13 protein-coding genes are annotated in these 14,556 nt (G+C 71.2%); 7 read left to right on the forward strand and 6 right to left on the reverse strand.

Annotated elements, in window-relative coordinates; all coding sequences use genetic code 11:
• Nucleotide 1 precedes the first annotated feature (1 nt).
• Together purL and EL338_RS03240 are read left to right on the forward strand one after the other, a co-directional pair.
• Nucleotides 2-2,317 (forward strand): phosphoribosylformylglycinamidine synthase subunit PurL, encoded by a 2,316-nt coding sequence (gene purL / locus EL338_RS03235; RefSeq protein WP_126332418.1) that lies wholly within the window; start codon nucleotides 2-4, stop codon nucleotides 2,315-2,317.
• Nucleotides 2,318-2,327: 10 nt separating this feature from the next.
• Complete coding sequence (locus tag EL338_RS03240; RefSeq protein ID WP_126332419.1) at nucleotides 2,328-4,070, forward strand: alpha/beta hydrolase; 1,743 nt, start codon at nucleotides 2,328-2,330, stop codon at nucleotides 4,068-4,070.
• Between the two features lie 11 nt (nucleotides 4,071-4,081).
• Here the strand turns inward: EL338_RS03240 and EL338_RS03245 are convergent, their stop codons facing one another.
• Nucleotides 4,082-5,290 carry an MCE family protein gene (locus EL338_RS03245; RefSeq protein WP_126332420.1) on the reverse strand — a complete coding sequence of 403 codons (1,209 nt, stop codon included), beginning with the start codon at nucleotides 5,288-5,290 and terminating at the stop codon, nucleotides 4,082-4,084.
• 18 nt (nucleotides 5,291-5,308) lie between these two features.
• Between EL338_RS03245 and EL338_RS03250 the strand changes: the two genes are divergently transcribed.
• Nucleotides 5,309-5,734, forward strand: coding sequence for a sterol carrier family protein (locus EL338_RS03250; RefSeq protein WP_126332421.1), 426 nt, complete (start codon nucleotides 5,309-5,311; stop codon nucleotides 5,732-5,734).
• Here EL338_RS03250 and EL338_RS03255 read toward each other — a convergent pair.
• Nucleotides 5,688-7,019 carry a DoxX family protein gene (locus EL338_RS03255; protein WP_235666357.1) on the reverse strand — a complete coding sequence of 444 codons (1,332 nt, stop codon included), beginning with the start codon at nucleotides 7,017-7,019 and terminating at the stop codon, nucleotides 5,688-5,690. The two genes, EL338_RS03250 and EL338_RS03255, sit on opposite strands and share 47 nt — an antisense overlap.
• A gap of 311 nt (nucleotides 7,020-7,330) precedes the next feature.
• On the opposite strand from EL338_RS03255, the gene purF reads away from it, so the two are divergent.
• Nucleotides 7,331-8,881 (forward strand): amidophosphoribosyltransferase, encoded by a 1,551-nt coding sequence (purF, locus tag EL338_RS03260; RefSeq protein WP_126332422.1) that lies wholly within the window; start codon nucleotides 7,331-7,333, stop codon nucleotides 8,879-8,881.
• Between the two features lie 50 nt (nucleotides 8,882-8,931).
• Nucleotides 8,932-10,017, forward strand: a complete 1,086-nt coding sequence (gene purM, locus EL338_RS03265; RefSeq protein ID WP_126332423.1) for a phosphoribosylformylglycinamidine cyclo-ligase — start codon at nucleotides 8,932-8,934, stop codon at nucleotides 10,015-10,017.
• A gap of 21 nt (nucleotides 10,018-10,038) precedes the next feature.
• Here the strand turns inward: purM and EL338_RS03270 are convergent, their stop codons facing one another.
• Both EL338_RS03270 and ygfZ read right to left on the reverse strand, forming a co-directional pair.
• Nucleotides 10,039-10,215 carry a DUF3073 domain-containing protein gene (locus tag EL338_RS03270; protein ID WP_126332424.1) on the reverse strand — a complete coding sequence of 59 codons (177 nt, stop codon included), beginning with the start codon at nucleotides 10,213-10,215 and terminating at the stop codon, nucleotides 10,039-10,041.
• Between the two features lie 138 nt (nucleotides 10,216-10,353).
• Nucleotides 10,354-11,454 (reverse strand): CAF17-like 4Fe-4S cluster assembly/insertion protein YgfZ, encoded by a 1,101-nt coding sequence (gene ygfZ / locus EL338_RS03275; RefSeq protein WP_126332425.1) that lies wholly within the window; start codon nucleotides 11,452-11,454, stop codon nucleotides 10,354-10,356.
• A gap of 45 nt (nucleotides 11,455-11,499) precedes the next feature.
• On the opposite strand from ygfZ, the gene EL338_RS03280 reads away from it, so the two are divergent.
• Together EL338_RS03280 and EL338_RS03285 are read left to right on the forward strand one after the other, a co-directional pair.
• Complete coding sequence (locus EL338_RS03280; protein WP_235666470.1) at nucleotides 11,500-12,363, forward strand: aminodeoxychorismate lyase; 864 nt, start codon at nucleotides 11,500-11,502, stop codon at nucleotides 12,361-12,363.
• Between the two features lie 240 nt (nucleotides 12,364-12,603).
• A complete protein-coding gene (locus EL338_RS03285) occupies nucleotides 12,604-13,497 on the forward strand; it encodes an ABC transporter substrate-binding protein (protein ID WP_235666358.1) in 894 nt (297 codons plus the stop codon).
• Here EL338_RS03285 and EL338_RS03290 read toward each other — a convergent pair whose 3' ends face one another.
• Nucleotides 13,498-13,782: a hypothetical protein gene (locus EL338_RS03290; protein ID WP_126332427.1), complete on the reverse strand. Its 285-nt coding sequence runs from the start codon at nucleotides 13,780-13,782 to the stop codon at nucleotides 13,498-13,500.
• A 33-nt stretch (nucleotides 13,783-13,815) separates the two neighbouring features.
• On the reverse strand, nucleotides 13,816-14,478 hold the full coding sequence (locus tag EL338_RS03295) for a heme-binding beta-barrel domain-containing protein (RefSeq protein WP_126332428.1): 663 nt from the start codon (nucleotides 14,476-14,478) through the stop codon (nucleotides 13,816-13,818).
• Between the last annotated feature and the right edge of the window lie 78 nt (nucleotides 14,479-14,556).

Consider the following 14,556-nt stretch of genomic DNA (forward strand, 5'->3'; position numbering starts at 1 on the left):
CGTGAAGTCCGGTCTCAGTCCTGAAACGCCCGCCGTCGACACCGTCGAGCTGGCCGCGGCCACCCCCGATCAACCGCAGCCGTTTCGCGAGCTAGGGCTCAAGGACGACGAGTACGCGCGGATCCGGGAGATCCTCGGCCGCCGCCCCACCGACGCCGAGCTGGCGATGTACTCGGTGATGTGGAGCGAGCACTGCTCCTACAAGTCCTCCAAGGTGCACCTGCGCTACTTCGGGGAGACCACCACCGAGGAAATGCGCGCCGGGATGCTTGCGGGCATCGGCGAGAACGCCGGCGTGGTCGACATCGGTGACGGCTGGGCCGTGACGTTCAAGGTCGAATCGCACAACCACCCGTCCTACGTGGAGCCCTACCAGGGCGCGGCCACCGGCGTCGGCGGCATCGTCCGCGACATCATGGCCATGGGCGCGCGCCCGGTCGCGGTAATGGACCAGCTGCGCTTCGGCGCGGCCGACGCCCCCGACACCCGCCGCGTGGTCGACGGCGTGGTCCGCGGCATCGGCGGCTACGGCAACTCGCTGGGCCTGCCCAACATCGGCGGCGAGACCGTCTTTGACGCCTCCTACGCCGGCAACCCGCTGGTCAACGCGCTGTGCGTCGGAGTGCTCCGCAAGGAGGACCTGCACCTGGCCTTCGCCTCGGGCACCGGCAACAAGATCATCCTGTTCGGCGCGCGCACCGGGCTCGACGGCATCGGCGGCGTCTCGGTGCTGGCCTCGGAGACCTTCGCGGGTGACGAATCCGGTTCGGGGCGAAAGAAACTGCCCGCGGTGCAGGTGGGCGACCCGTTCATGGAGAAGGTGCTCATCGAGTGCTGCCTGGAGCTCTACGCCGCCGGCCTGGTGGTCGGCATCCAGGACCTGGGTGGTGCCGGACTGTCCTGCGCCACTTCGGAATTGGCCTCCGCCGGCGACGGCGGCATGGCCATCGAGCTGGAGCAGGTGCCGCTGCGCGCGGCCAACATGACCCCGGCCGAGGTGCTGTCCAGCGAATCGCAGGAACGCATGTGCGCCGTCGTCGCGCCCGAGAACGTCGAGGCGTTCCTGGCGGTCTGCCGCAAGTGGGAGGTGCTGGCGACCGTCATCGGTGAGGTGACCGACGGCGACCGGCTGCACATCACCTGGCACGGGGAGACCGTGGTGGACGTGCCGCCGCGCACCGTGGCCCACGAGGGCCCGGTCTACGAGCGTCCGGTGCAGCGGCCCGAGAGCCAGGACGCGCTGATCGCCGACAGCTCCAAGAGCCTGCCGCGGCCGCAGACCGGCGCGGAACTGCGCGCGACTCTGCTTGCGCTGCTGGGCAGCCCGCACCTGTGCAGTCGGGCGTTCATCACCGAGCAGTACGACCGGTACGTCCGCGGCAACACCGTGCTGGCCGAGCACGCCGACGGCGGGGTGCTGCGCATCGACGAGCAGACCGGGCGCGGCATCGCGATCTCCACCGACGCCTCGGGCCGCTACACCCAGCTGGACCCGTACACCGGGGCCCAGCTCGCGCTGGCCGAGGCCTACCGCAACGTCGCGGTCACCGGCGCCACGCCCGTCGCGGTCACCAACTGCCTGAACTTCGGCTCGCCGGAGGACCCCGGCGTCATGTGGCAGTTCTCCCAGGCGGTCCGCGGCCTCGCCGATGGCTGTGCGGCCCTGGGTATTCCGGTCACCGGCGGCAATGTCAGCTTCTACAACCAGACCGGTGCCACGCCGATCCTCCCGACCCCGGTGGTGGGCGTGCTCGGGGTCATCGACGACGTCACCCGCCGCATCCCGACCGGCCTGGGCACCGAGCCGGGGGAGACCCTGTTCCTGCTCGGCGACACCCGCGACGAGTTCGACGGCTCCATCTGGGCGCAGGTCACCGCCGATCATCTCGGCGGCGTGCCGCCGCGCGTCGACCTGGCCCGCGAGCAGTTGCTGGCCGAGGTGCTGGCCGCCGCCTCCCGCGACGGGCTGGTGTCGGCGGCCCACGACTTGAGCGAGGGCGGGCTGATCCAGGCGGTGGTGGAGTCCGCGCTGGCCGGCGAAACCGGTTGCCGCATCCTGCTTCCTGAGGATGCCGACGCCTTTGTCCTGCTGTTCTCCGAGTCGGCCGGGCGCGCGCTGGTCGCGGTGCCCCGCACCGAGGAGAGCCGGTTCCGCGCGATGTGCGAGGCCCGGGGGCTGCCCGCGGAGCGGATCGGCGTCGTCGACACCGGGGCACCCGGTGCGGAGGCCGCGGTCGAGGTGCAGGGTCAGTTCACCGTCTCGCTCGACGAGCTCAGAGCGACGTGGGAGGGCGTACTCCCGAAGCTGTTCGGATGATGCCGGCGTAATGACCCGGCCCGTCGAGCGCAGCGGACCCCACTCGCTGGTGGTATGGGCGTGGGGGCTGCTTCGACTCGACTTCGCCGGCATCGCGTTCGGCGCGCTGTTCTTCTGCCTGTCGCTGACGCCATCGCTGCTGCCGCGCAGCTGGCAGTTCGCCGGGCTGATCGGTGGCATGAACGCGGCGCTGGGGTACGGCATCGGGGTGCTCATCGGTAAGGGTTTCCGCCGCTTCGTGTTACGCAACCGCAGCTGGTGGCCGCCGTCGGTGCGCACCCAGGCCGCGCTGAAGGTCGCGACGGTGGGCACCGCGATCACGGCGTCGGTGCTGATGGTGGTGCCGGCCACCCGCTGGCAACGCCAGGTGTCCGAGCTGATGGGCATTGCCGGTCCCGGGACGGCCGGCTACACCCGCACGCTGGTGGTCGCCGCCGCGGTGGCGATGGCCCTGATCGCCGTCTTCCGCGTGCTGCTGGACCTCACCAAACTGGTTGCGCGGCTGTTGATCCGACGCTGGCGGCTCAACAGCGAGGTGGCCCAGTTCATCGGCACCGCGGTGGTGGTGATCCTGGTCATCGCGCTGATCAACGGTGTGCTGCTGCGCGGCTTCCTCGCGGGCGCGAGCCGGGTGTTCCAGCCGCAGAACACCGCCACCCGCGACGGCGTCGAGCAGCCGCTCGAGTCCGAAAGGTCGGGCAGCCCGGACTCTTTCGCGTCCTGGGACTCGCTGGGCTATCAGGGCCGCAACTTCGTGGCCGCCGGGCCGGACGCCGCCGAGCTGACCCGGATCAACGGCACCCCGGCCAGGGAACCCATCCGGGTGTACTCCGGGTTGCAGACCGCCGACACCGACGAGGCGCGGCTGGCGGTGCTGCTCAGCGAGTTGCACCGCACCAACGCCTTCGACCGCGAGGTCCTGGTGATCGTCCCGACCACCGGGACCGGCTGGGTCAACCCGGTCGCGGCGCGGGCGGTGGAGCTGATGTACAACGGCGACACCGCCATCGTGGCGCTGCAGTACTCGTATCTGCCCAGTTGGATCTCCTTCCTCGGCGATCAGCAGAAGTCGATGCGCTCGGGCCAGATGCTCATCGATGCCGTGCACGACCGCTGGGCCGAACTGCCGGAGCAGCAGCGGCCCAAGCTGATGCTCTACGGCGAGAGCCTGGGTTCGATGGCGGGGCAGAGCGCCTTCGGCTACCTGCCGGACATCGCGCTGATGGGCTTCGATTCGGTGCTGTGGGTGGGGCCGCCGCAGGCCAGCCCGCTGTGGCGGGCCCTGATCGAGCGGCGCGACCCCCGCACCACCGAGGTCGCGCCGCGCTACGACAACGGGCGCACGGTCCGGTTCTCCCAGGCCGGCGACCCCGCGGAGGTCGCCCGCGACACCGCCGAACCGTGGGACGACACCCGCGTGCTGTTCCTGCAGCACGCCTCCGACCCGATCGTCTGGTGGTCGCCGAAGCTGCTGTTCTCCCGGCCGGACTGGCTGGTCGAGCCGCCCGGTCAGGACCGCACCGCCGCCATGCAGTGGTACCCGTTCGTCACGTTCTCGCAGGTGGGTGCCGACATGCTCAACGCGGCGGACATGCCCGCCGGCCACGGGCACAACTACGACAACGTCATCCTCGACGGCTGGGTCGCCGTCGCGCCGCCGCCGGACTGGACCGCCGCGGACACCGAGCGCATCCGCCGGGCGCTGGAGCGGACCGTCGGCGCCGACGGACCCGAGTACTCCTGGGTCAGCTGAGCGAAACCGCCTCAGGGATTGATGGTGTACTCGCCCACCTGCCGGCCCCACACGTGGTCGACGAGCAACGGGCTGCCGAGTTCGAGGTGGTTGTAGGGCGCGATGCTCGCGCCGGTGTCCATCACCAACGTCGGCGCCGGCCACAGTTCGCGGGTGATCGACTGCCAACAGCCGGGCCGACCACCCGGACCGCCCTTGGCGTTGACCCGCGGCAGGTTGTCCGGATAGATGTACGGCGGCTCGGCGCCCGTTACCCCGCCGCCGCTGAAGCTGTTCAGCGAATAGCCGTTGGCGCCCAACGCGCCGGCCACCCGCGGCGCGACCTGCGCGTAGTTGCGCAGCGTGCAGAACAGCGACGGGCTGTGCTCGTCGAACACGCGCGCCGTCGGCAACAGGTCCCGGGCGGCGGCCACCAGGTACGGCCCGGCGGGCTCGAAGGTCTCGGTGGCCGTCCGGCCGAAGCCCACCGCGCCCAGCAGGGCGGCGCTCAGCGCGTCACGCTGCCGGTTCAGGGTGGTGGCCGTCGTGGCGGCGCCGGCCAGGGCGTCCAGGAGATCCGGCGCGGCCGCGGTGTAGACCTCGGTCAGGTCGGCCAATCGGGCCGTGGCGTATCGCAATCGGGGCAGCCGCGGGTTGACCTCGTCGAGAATGGCGTTGCCGTCGGCCAGGGCGGCGCCGAACCGTGCACCCAGCCCGGTCAGGCCCTCGGCGACCGCCGACAGCGTCGCGTTCAGCCGCACCGGGTCCACCCGCTCCGCGATGGCCAGGATGGACTCGAACAGCGTGTTGAACTCGGTGCTGACCGACCGCACCCGGATCGGATCGTCGGGTGAAAGGCGTTGCGCCGACGGGTTTTCCGGAGAGGTCAGCGAAACGTACTTGTTGCCGAAGACGGTGGTGGCGGTGATGTCGGCGACGACGTCGGCCGGCAGCATCGCGGCGTAGCGCGGTGCGACGTCCACCGCCAGGCGGGCGGCGGTCGCCCCGCCGGCCGGTACCGTGTCCACGGCGACCACCCGGCCGATCCGCACCCCGTTGAACGTCACCTTCGCGCCGGGTTCCAGCACCAGACCTGAGCGGTCGGCGTCGAGCGTCAGGCGCGTCGTCGCGGTGAACGCCCCGCGGAACTGGCCGTACCCGAGGGCGGCCACCAGCAGCACCAGCGCCGCCAACCCGGCGCCGAGCGTCCGCCGCGTCGAGGTCCGCAGTGCGCCGGCCATGGTCTGAGAACCTAGGGTATGGCCGCCCGTAGCAAAGCTGATCCGACAAAGACCCGGGCCGCGGTCGCCGCGGTGGCCGCCTGGCTGCGCGACGAGACCGCCGCGGCCGCGCCGGCACGCGCCGAACTCGCCGACGCCGTCCGGCTTACCGCGCGGACCCTGGCGGCGCTGGCCCCGGGCGCGTCGGTGGAGGTGCGGGTCCCGCCGTTCGTCGCGGTGCAATGCATCGCGGGTCCGCGGCACACCCGCGGGACCCCACCGAATGTGGTGGAGACCGACCCGCGGACCTGGCTGCGGCTGGCGACCGGGCTGGTGCAGGTCGACGAGGCCGTCGCCGAGGGCGGGCTGTCGCTCTCCGGTCCGCGCGCCGGCGAGATCGCCCAGTGGCTGCCGGTGGTCAGCGGAAGTACGGATACTCCTGAACCCAGTGGAAGCCCCGGTTGAACAGGGGCAAACCGTCCGGGTCGGTGCGCTGCAAGGTCATGGTGACCGGTTGATCGGCGACGGTGCCGACCAGTTGTAGCTCGTCGCCCGCGCGGGTGAAGGTGAACGTGCCCGACGGGTCCCCGTCGAGCCGCAACGTCCGGTCCGCGACGTCGACGGCGGCCTGGACCGGTTGCAGCGTGCCGTCCATCTTCTGCACCGCGGCGACCTCGGGGGCGTCGAACACCAGCCGCTGCCAGCGGGTGTCGTCGGTCGTCAACGGTGGCACCACGGCACCGTCGCGGACGTATTCCGACACCGTCCAGATGCCGTACAGCTCGGGTTTGGCGCTGCCGCCGCCGTAGCTGCGCCACGCGTCCCAGCTGATCGACGTGGTCCCGACCAATATCCAGATGCCGACGAGCACCTGCACCGCCACGGCGATCCGGTTGGCGCGCGCCGAGGCGAACAACGGCGGCTGGGTCGCCGGTGCGGCCGGGCGCTGCAGCACCAACAGGTTGGCCAGCCGCTGCAGTTGCGGTGCCAGCAGGACCAGACTCAACGCCAGCAGGTGGAAGGACAGGATCTTCACCGGGACGTCGAACGTCATGTTCAACAGGAACACCTGGGCCATGCTCGCCGCGCTGAGCAGGGCGCCGAGCGTCGCGGTGCGCGGCAGGAACAGCAGCAGCCCGCCGAGGACCTCCACGCCGCCGAGCAACATCTCGTACGGGTACGAGCTGCCGACCTGCAGCCACAGCACCGAGGCCGGGCTGAACTCGCCGTAGGGCTGCAGCAGCGCGCTGGGCGCCGGCGCGGGCATCTGGGTGGGGATCAGCTTGGCCATCCCGTAGAACAGCATCTGTCCGCCGAGGCACAGCCGGACGAACACCAGGAACCAGGCGTGCAGCCGGGGGTATCCGACCCGGCGCCGGTCGGCCACCGACCACACCGCCGTCGCGAGCACCGCCACCACCAGCAGGCAGAACACCAGCACCCAGATCACGGCCTGATCCCCGCTGCCGGAATCGGGGCGCAGCTGCGCGTCGACCCCGAAGACCGTGCGGCCGACCCAGCTCAGCGCCGGGTCGAGCAGCACCAGCTGCCACAGCACCGCGCGGTCGGGCAGCAGCGTGGCGAGGATCCCCGCGAAGGCGAAGGTGATCTGCGCGAACAGCAGGCAGAACAGGCCGAAGTAGACGAAGCAGAACCGGAAGGCGACCCGGGTGGCCGGGCGCCAGGGCGGGACCGGGGCATCCTCGGCGTTTGCTGGCGGGCTCGCCGGGTCGGACTGGGCCGTGTGCACTCGTACCTCCGTCAACCCCCGTTGCGACAGCGCGGGCGCAACAATGCCGCCCCCGGCGCCCCGACGCAAGGCAATATCTCGGCTGGATGCGCAAAACTGCTGGAGCACAGGGGGTTTCGGGCTCGAGAAAAGTCAGGGGAGGTCACCCGTCCGGTGCCAGTGTTGGGCGACCGGGCCCGGCCGGGATTGTGACATTGCCCACCGTAAACTGCCTGGCCTGCAAAGAATCGGTTGCCGATGGCTTTACTGGCCGTCAGGTGGCCGTAGACTGAACCACGTCACCCACCCCGCCTCAGGGAGCAGCCCGCAACGTGACCAACGAACCGATCGAACTCGAGAATGCCCCCCGCGAAGAGTGCGGCGTATTCGGAGTGTGGGCCCCCGGCGAGGAAGTCGCCAAGCTCACCTACTACGGCCTGTACGCGCTGCAGCACCGCGGACAGGAAGCTGCCGGCATCGCCGTCGCCGACGGCTCCCAGGTACTGGTCTTCAAGGACCTGGGGCTGGTGAGCCAGGTCTTCGACGAGCAGACGCTGGCCGCCATGCAGGGCCACGTTGCCGTCGGGCACTGCCGCTACTCCACGACCGGCTCGACCACCTGGGAGAACGCCCAGCCGGTCTTCCGCAACACCACCGCCGGCACCGGCGTCGCGCTGGGACACAACGGCAACCTGGTGAACACCACCGAGCTGGCCGCGCGCGCCCGCGACGCCGGGCTGATCGACATGCGCGGGGCACCGGCGGCCACCACCGACTCCGACATCCTCGGCGCGCTGCTGGCGCACGGCGCCGCCGACTCCAGCCTGGAGCAGGCCGCCCTGGAGCTGCTGCCGGCGGTGCGCGGCGCGTTCTGCCTGACTTTCATGGACGAGAACACCCTCTACGCCGCCCGCGACCCCTACGGCGTGCGGCCCCTGGCGTTGGGCCGCCTGGACCGCGGCTGGGTGGTGGCGTCGGAGACCGCGGCCCTGGACATCGTGGGCGCGTCGTTCGTCCGCGACATCGAACCCGGTGAGCTGCTGGCCATCGACGCCGACGGCGTGCGGTCCTCGCGGTTCGCCAACCCCACCCCCAAGGGTTGTGTCTTCGAGTACGTCTACCTGGCCCGCCCGGACAGCACCCTGGTCGGCCGTTCGGTGCATTCGGCGCGGGTGGACATCGGCCGCCAGCTGGCCCGCGAGATGCCCATCGATGCCGACCTGGTCATCGGCGTCCCGGAATCCGGCACCCCGGCCGCCGTCGGGTACGCCCAGGAGTCCGGCATCCCGTTCGGGCAGGGCCTGATGAAGAACGCCTACGTGGGCCGCACCTTCATCCAGCCGTCCCAGACCATCCGTCAGCTCGGCATCCGGCTCAAGCTCAACCCGCTGCGGGAGATGATCCGCGGCAAGCGCCTGATCGTCGTCGACGACTCGATCGTCCGCGGCAACACCCAGCGGGCGCTGATCCGGATGCTGCGCGAGGCCGGCGCCGTGGAGGTGCACGTGCGGATCGCGTCGCCGCCGGTGAAATGGCCGTGCTTCTACGGCATCGACTTCGCGTCGCCGGCCGAGCTGATCGCCAACGCGGCCAACGTCGACGGCACCCAGGACGAGATGCTCGACGCGGTCCGGCACGCCGTCGGCGCCGACACCCTGGGCTACATCTCGCTGGACGGCATGATCAGCGCCACCGAGCAGCCCGCCTCCCGGCTGTGCTGCGCGTGCTTCGACGGGGTTTACCCCATCGAACTGCCCAGCGAGTCCGCGCTGGGCAAGAACGTCATCGAGCACATGCTGGCCAATGCGGCGCGCACCGGCGGCCCCGCCGTCGGCGCCGTGCAGGCCGACAACGACAACGCGTCGGCGCTGCGGCGGCCCTGACCGAGTAGCCGGAGGACGGGCGGGAGACCCGCCCGGTAGATTGAGCACCGATGATCGAGCGTGCTCAAGACCCCGTTGAATCTGATGTCATCTCGTATGCGTCGGCCGGGGTCGACATCGAGGCCGGCGACCGCGCCGTAGAACTGTTCAAGCCGCTCGCGGCCCGGGCCACCCGCCCCGAGGTGCGCGGCGGCATCGGCGGCTTCGCGGGGCTGTTCGCGCTGCGAGGTGACTACCGGGAGCCGCTGCTGGCCTCCTCCACCGACGGCGTGGGCACCAAGCTGGCCGTCGCGCAGGCGATGGACAAGCACGACACCGTGGGCCTGGACCTGGTCGCCATGGTCGTCGACGACCTCGTGGTGTGCGGTGCGGAGCCGTTGTTCCTGCAGGACTACATCGCGGTGGGGCGCACCGTGCCCGAGCGGGTGCAGGCCATCGTCGCCGGCATCGCCGAGGGCTGCGTGCAGGCCGGCTGCGCCCTGCTGGGCGGCGAGACCGCCGAGCACCCCGGCCTGATGGCCCCGGACCACTACGACATCTCCGCGACCGGCGTCGGTGTGGTGGAGGCCGACGACGTGCTGGGCCCGGACCGGGTCCGGCCCGGCGACGTCATCATCGCGATGGGCTCCTCGGGGCTGCACTCCAACGGGTATTCGCTGGCCCGCAAGGTGCTGCTGGAGATCGACCGGATGAACCTGGCCGGACACGTCGAGGAGTTCGGTCGCACGCTCGGTGAGGAACTGCTCGAGCCGACCCGGATCTACGCCAAGGACTGCCTGGCGCTGGCCGCCGAGACCCAGGTACGCACCTTCTGCCACGTCACCGGTGGAGGCTTGGCGGGCAACCTGGAACGTGTCATGCCGCCCGGGTTGGTCGCCGAACTCGACCGGGGGACATGGACGCCCGCACCGGTTTTCGGCATGATCGCCCAGCGCGGACGCATCGAGCGGGCCGAAATGGAGAAGACGTTCAACATGGGCGTCGGGATGGTCGCCGTGGTCGCGCCGGAGGATACCGACCGGGCGCTGGCGATCCTGACCGCCCGCCATCTGAACTGCTGGGTCCTAGGCACCGTGCAGAAGGGCAAGAAAGATGCCCAGCGTGCGAAGTTGGTGGGGCGGCACCCGAGATTCTAGCGGCGTGGAGGGGGCGGCGCCTCAGCGCCGCCAGCTGTCCTCATCGCTCCAGCGATCGTCGGCGAGGTCGTCGTCGCGATCACTGTCGGACGACCCTCCCAGCTCCCGCTGAAGACGCTCGAAGTCGGTTTGCGGAGTGTTGTACTTCAACTCTCGAGCAACCTTGGTCTGCTTTGCCTTAGCCCGGCCTCGGCCCATGGGGGAACCCCCTCGCGCAATAACGGAGCGGCCCAATTGCAGGCGGCTCCGATCTGAGTGTGAATTATTTTCCTGCGACCAGCTTACCGTGCCCCGCCGCGGAGTGCTGGTAGGCCCGGTAGCCGCGGGCGTCACACCTCATCTGGGGCGGCCGCGGAGCCGTTCCACGGCGAGCTTCCCCGCGCCGGCGGTGTCGGCCGGGGGCAGCGAATCCGCGTCGATACTGGCGGTGGCCGCCACCTCGCCGCCGGTGCTGAGCTCGGTGTCGGCGGGCAGGCCGCGCTTGAGCAGCGCCAGCGCGATCACCCCCTCGTCGACGTGATCCACGACCGTGCCGAGCCGGCCGACCGCGCGGCCGCCGGCCGTCAGCGGGTCCCCGGTGGCGGGCCGGTCGGTCGACCCGTCGAGGTGCAGCAGCGCCAGCATGCGGGGTGGCCGGCCCAGGTTGTGCACCCGCGCCACGGTCTCCTGGCCGCGGTAGCAGCCCTTGTCGAGGTGGACGGCCCCGAGGCCGGCGTCGCCGATCCAGCCGATCTCGTGCGGGATGGTGCGCTCGTCGGTGTCCACGCCCAGCCGGGCCCGCACCGCCGCGACGCGGTGCGCCTCGTAGGTCCACACCCCGGCGCGCCGGGCGCCCGCGCGCTCCAGCCGCGTCAGCCAGTCCGCCTTGTCGGCGCGGGGCACCAGCAGATCCAGCTCGACGGGGCCGCCGTCGGTGCTGGGCAGCCGACGCAGGAACCCGCCGTCGGGCAGCGCCACGGCCGTCATCGTCGGCGGGAGTTCGGTCACGCCCAGCGCCTCCCGCAGCCCCGCATCGTCGAGGCGCGGGCCGATCAGCGACAGCACGGCCAGGTCGGCAGCGGCGGGCTCCACCTTCGACCAGAACACCATCTTGGTGAGGTAGGCCAGCAGCGGTTCGGCGCGCCACGGCTCGGTGTCGAGGTAGGTCACCCCGCCGAGTTCGGTCTGCAGCCAGTGGTCCTCCACCCGGCCCTGCCCGTCCAGGCTCGAGTTCTCGGTGCTCTGCCCGTCGGGCAGCTCGGCGACGTGCTGGGTGCAGATGGTGTGCAGCCAGCTCTGGCGCTCCAGGCCGGTCAGCTGCAGGACGCCGCGGTGGGAGCGGTCCACGACGACGGCCTCGGTGGCCGCGGCGCGCTGCTCGCCGAGCGGGTCGCCGTAGTGCCAGATCGCGCCGGCGTCGGGGTCGGTTTCGGGGGCGGGAACGGGAACGGCTGTCACACGTCAACTCTACGGACGACGGGGATAGGCTTGGCCGCCATGGCGGTGGTAGTCACCCTCGACGGCGAGATCCGCGATCCCGGCGCGCCGTTGTTGCACGCCGACGATCTGGCCGCGGTGCGCGGCGACGGCGTGTTCGAGACCCTGTTGGTGCGCGACGGGCGGGCCTGTCTGACCGAGGCGCACCTGGCCCGGCTCGCGCATTCGGCCAGACTGCTGGACCTGCCCGCCCCGGATCTGAGCGCCTGGCGGGCCGGCATCGAGAAGGCCGCCGCCGAATGGGCCGCGCAGTCCCCGGCCGAGGGCGCGCTGCGGCTGGTCTACAGCCGGGGCCGCGAGCACGGCGCGTCGCCCACCGCCTACGTCACCGTCGGCGCGCTGCCCGACCGGATCGCCGCCGCGCGCCGCGACGGCATCGGCGTGGTGACCCTGGAGCGGGGCCTGCCCGCCCACGGGACCGACGCCATGCCCTGGCTGTTGGCCGGCGCCAAGACGCTGTCCTACGCGGTGAACATGGCCGCGCTGCGGCACGCGGCGCGACTGGGCGCCGACGACGTCATCTTCGTCAGCACCGACGGATACCTGTTGGAGGGTCCACGCTCGACCGTCGTCATCGCCGCCGAGGTCGACGGCCGGACCACGCTGCTGACGCCGCCGCCGTGGTACCCGATCCTGCGCGGCACCACCCAGCAGGCGCTGTTCGACGTGGCCCGCGACGCCGGCTACGACTGCGATATCCAACCGCTGCGGCCCGCCGATCTGGCTGCGGCGCAAGGTATCTGGCTGGTCTCGGCGATCACGTTGGGGGCCCGGGTGCACACCCTGGACGGGCGCCGGCTGCCGGCGGCGGGCGCGATCGCCGCCGAATTCGGGCGGCTGGTCGACGCCGCGGTCGTCAACGACCGCTGACGGCGCAAAAATGCCTTGTCGGGCGCGCGGTCCTCAAGTACGGTCGGCCGTACACAGGGAAGGAGGTGGTCCGACAAATTGAGTGACTTATGGACATGTGAGGTGGCTGTCCGCTAGCAGCGCCAGGCGAGGAATCACCTGCGACGCGCGGGCGAATTCCAGCAGCCACCCGGCCCCCGAGCCCCCAGTTCGTCCGACTGTGGACCCATGGCTCGGGGGCCGCCCCATGTTCGGGCTCGGATGACACCGACCGTGCGGATGCGCGATGATGCCGCCATGGGTCATCGGTGGGCAGCCACGCAGTCCGTCCTCGGTGTGGCCGTCGGGATGGCCCTCGCGACCCTGTCGGGTTGCGCGATCCCCAGCGGGCAACCGCAGGCGGCGCCGTCGTGCGAGCATCAGGACCTGGCCACGCTGTATCCGGAGATCTTCACCTTCGGCACCGACCAGCCCGCCTATCCGCCGTGGTACATCGGCGACAACCCCGCCAACGGGGAGGGTTTCGAATCGGCGGTCGCCTATGCCGTCGCCGAGCGGCTCGGCTACGGGCCCGAGCAGGTGCGGTGGGTGCGGATCCCGTTCAACACCGCGATGGCGCCGGGGGCCAAGCCCTTCGACGCCGACCTGTCCCAGTTCTCCATCACCGATCAACGCCGCGAGATCGTCGACTTCTCCGCGCCCTATTACGACGTGACGCAGGCCGTGGTGGCCCTGCGTGGTTCGCCGGCCGCGGCGGCCACCAGCCAGGACGACCTGCGCCCGCTGCGGATCGGTGCACAGGTGGGCACCACGAGTTCGGGGGCGGCACGCTCGGTCGGCGCCCTCGAGCCGGTGGCGGTGTACAACACCAACGTCGAGGCCAAGCGCGCGCTGGCCGAAGGTCAGATCGACGCGCTGGTGCTCGACCTGCCCACCGCAATCACCATCCAGGCCGAGCTGGCCGACAGCCTCATCGTGGGGCAGTTGCCCACGTCGGGGGAGCCCGTCGAGCAGCTGGGCATGGTGCTGGACAAGGACAGTCGGCTCACCGGGTGCGTCTCGCAAGCCGTCGAGGCGCTGCGCGACGACGGGGTGCTCGACGAGCTCGAGCGGCGCTGGCTGTCCGATGGGACGCGTCCGCGGACGCTGAGCTGACTACTCGCCGGCCGGTCCGGGGGCCAGGGTGCTGCACGCCTCCATGGCCTTGTCCCAGGTTTCCTGGTCGACGTCGGCGGGCGGGCCGACGGGGGAGGCCGCCGACTCGTCGACGCCATGCTCGCTCAGGCAGTTCGCGAACGATCCGTGCTCGACGGTCGTGGTCACCGCGGTTTCCTCGCCGGTGGTCTCCGCGGGATCCGAGGACTCCGATCCGCAGCCGACGAGGGCCGCCAGGCCCACCAGACCCGCGACGCTGAACGCTTGGACATGGCGCAGACGCATAGAGATCTCCCCGAGCTAGACGGTGCTGGTTGACTATCCGATGAAGCGCGACAGGCGGGCCGACAGGTGCGGGACCAGGCCGCCGTCGGCGTCGACCCGCTCCTCAACATAGGCCAGATCGCCGCCCTCGATGATGCCGTAGAGGCGTTTCGCGCCGCCGACGAGCACACCGGACTGGCTGCGGGCCAACGCGTCGGTGGCCAACTCCCAGGAGGCCTGGTTCAGCGGGCGGCCGTAGAGCAGTTCGACATAGCCGGTGGAGTGGGCCAGCAGCAGTTCGATGGCCTGCGATTCGCTGGGGTCGTTCGGGTCGTTGACGAAGCGCCAGAACCCGGTCTCGCGCAGGGAGGTCGCGGCGTATTCGCCGGCGTCGTCCAGCCGCCAGGAGCGGGCTTCCCAGTTGAGGTAGTCGCCGCCGTCGTGGGAGACGATGATCTGCTGACCGAAGCGGTAGTCGCCGTCGGCGTCGCGGCCCTCGCCTTCACCGCGCCAGACGCCGACGAGCGGCAACAGGGCCAGCAGCGCGTCGTCGAGGCCGGCGCCTTCGCGCAGGTTTGCCGTGTCGGCGGGTAGCGGAAGGTCGTCAAACGTCGGTACGTTGCGCGCTGCCGTCTCCTGAGCCCGGTCGGCGGCGGCAGCCACCGCGCGGTCACCCGAGCCGGGGTCCACGCCGGGCACGTCGTTACCGCCGGTCATCGGCGGGTCAGGACTCGTCGGTGATCAGACGGTACAGCGTGTAGATCGCGAACCACGTGATGACCACGACGGCCGCGA

It is taken from the genome of Mycolicibacterium chitae (assembly GCF_900637205.1).
Classification (GTDB): domain Bacteria; phylum Actinomycetota; class Actinomycetes; order Mycobacteriales; family Mycobacteriaceae; genus Mycobacterium; species Mycobacterium chitae.

What these genes read in the sequence shown, in the direction of transcription:
- EL338_RS03245 (WP_126332420.1), bottom strand. Translation starts at nt 5,290, where the DNA reads ATGGCCGGCGCACTGCGGACCTCGACGCGGCGGACGCTCGGCGCCGGG.
- EL338_RS03285 (WP_235666358.1), top strand. Translation starts at nt 12,604, where the DNA reads ATGACACCGACCGTGCGGATGCGCGATGATGCCGCCATGGGTCATCGG.
- EL338_RS03295 (WP_126332428.1), bottom strand. Translation starts at nt 14,478, where the DNA reads ATGACCGGCGGTAACGACGTGCCCGGCGTGGACCCCGGCTCGGGTGAC.
- purM (WP_126332423.1), top strand. Translation starts at nt 8,932, where the DNA reads ATGATCGAGCGTGCTCAAGACCCCGTTGAATCTGATGTCATCTCGTAT.
- EL338_RS03240 (WP_126332419.1), top strand. Translation starts at nt 2,328, where the DNA reads ATGACCCGGCCCGTCGAGCGCAGCGGACCCCACTCGCTGGTGGTATGG.
- EL338_RS03250 (WP_126332421.1), top strand. Translation starts at nt 5,309, where the DNA reads ATGGCCGCCCGTAGCAAAGCTGATCCGACAAAGACCCGGGCCGCGGTC.
- EL338_RS03270 (WP_126332424.1), bottom strand. Translation starts at nt 10,215, where the DNA reads ATGGGCCGAGGCCGGGCTAAGGCAAAGCAGACCAAGGTTGCTCGAGAG.
- EL338_RS03290 (WP_126332427.1), bottom strand. Translation starts at nt 13,782, where the DNA reads ATGCGTCTGCGCCATGTCCAAGCGTTCAGCGTCGCGGGTCTGGTGGGC.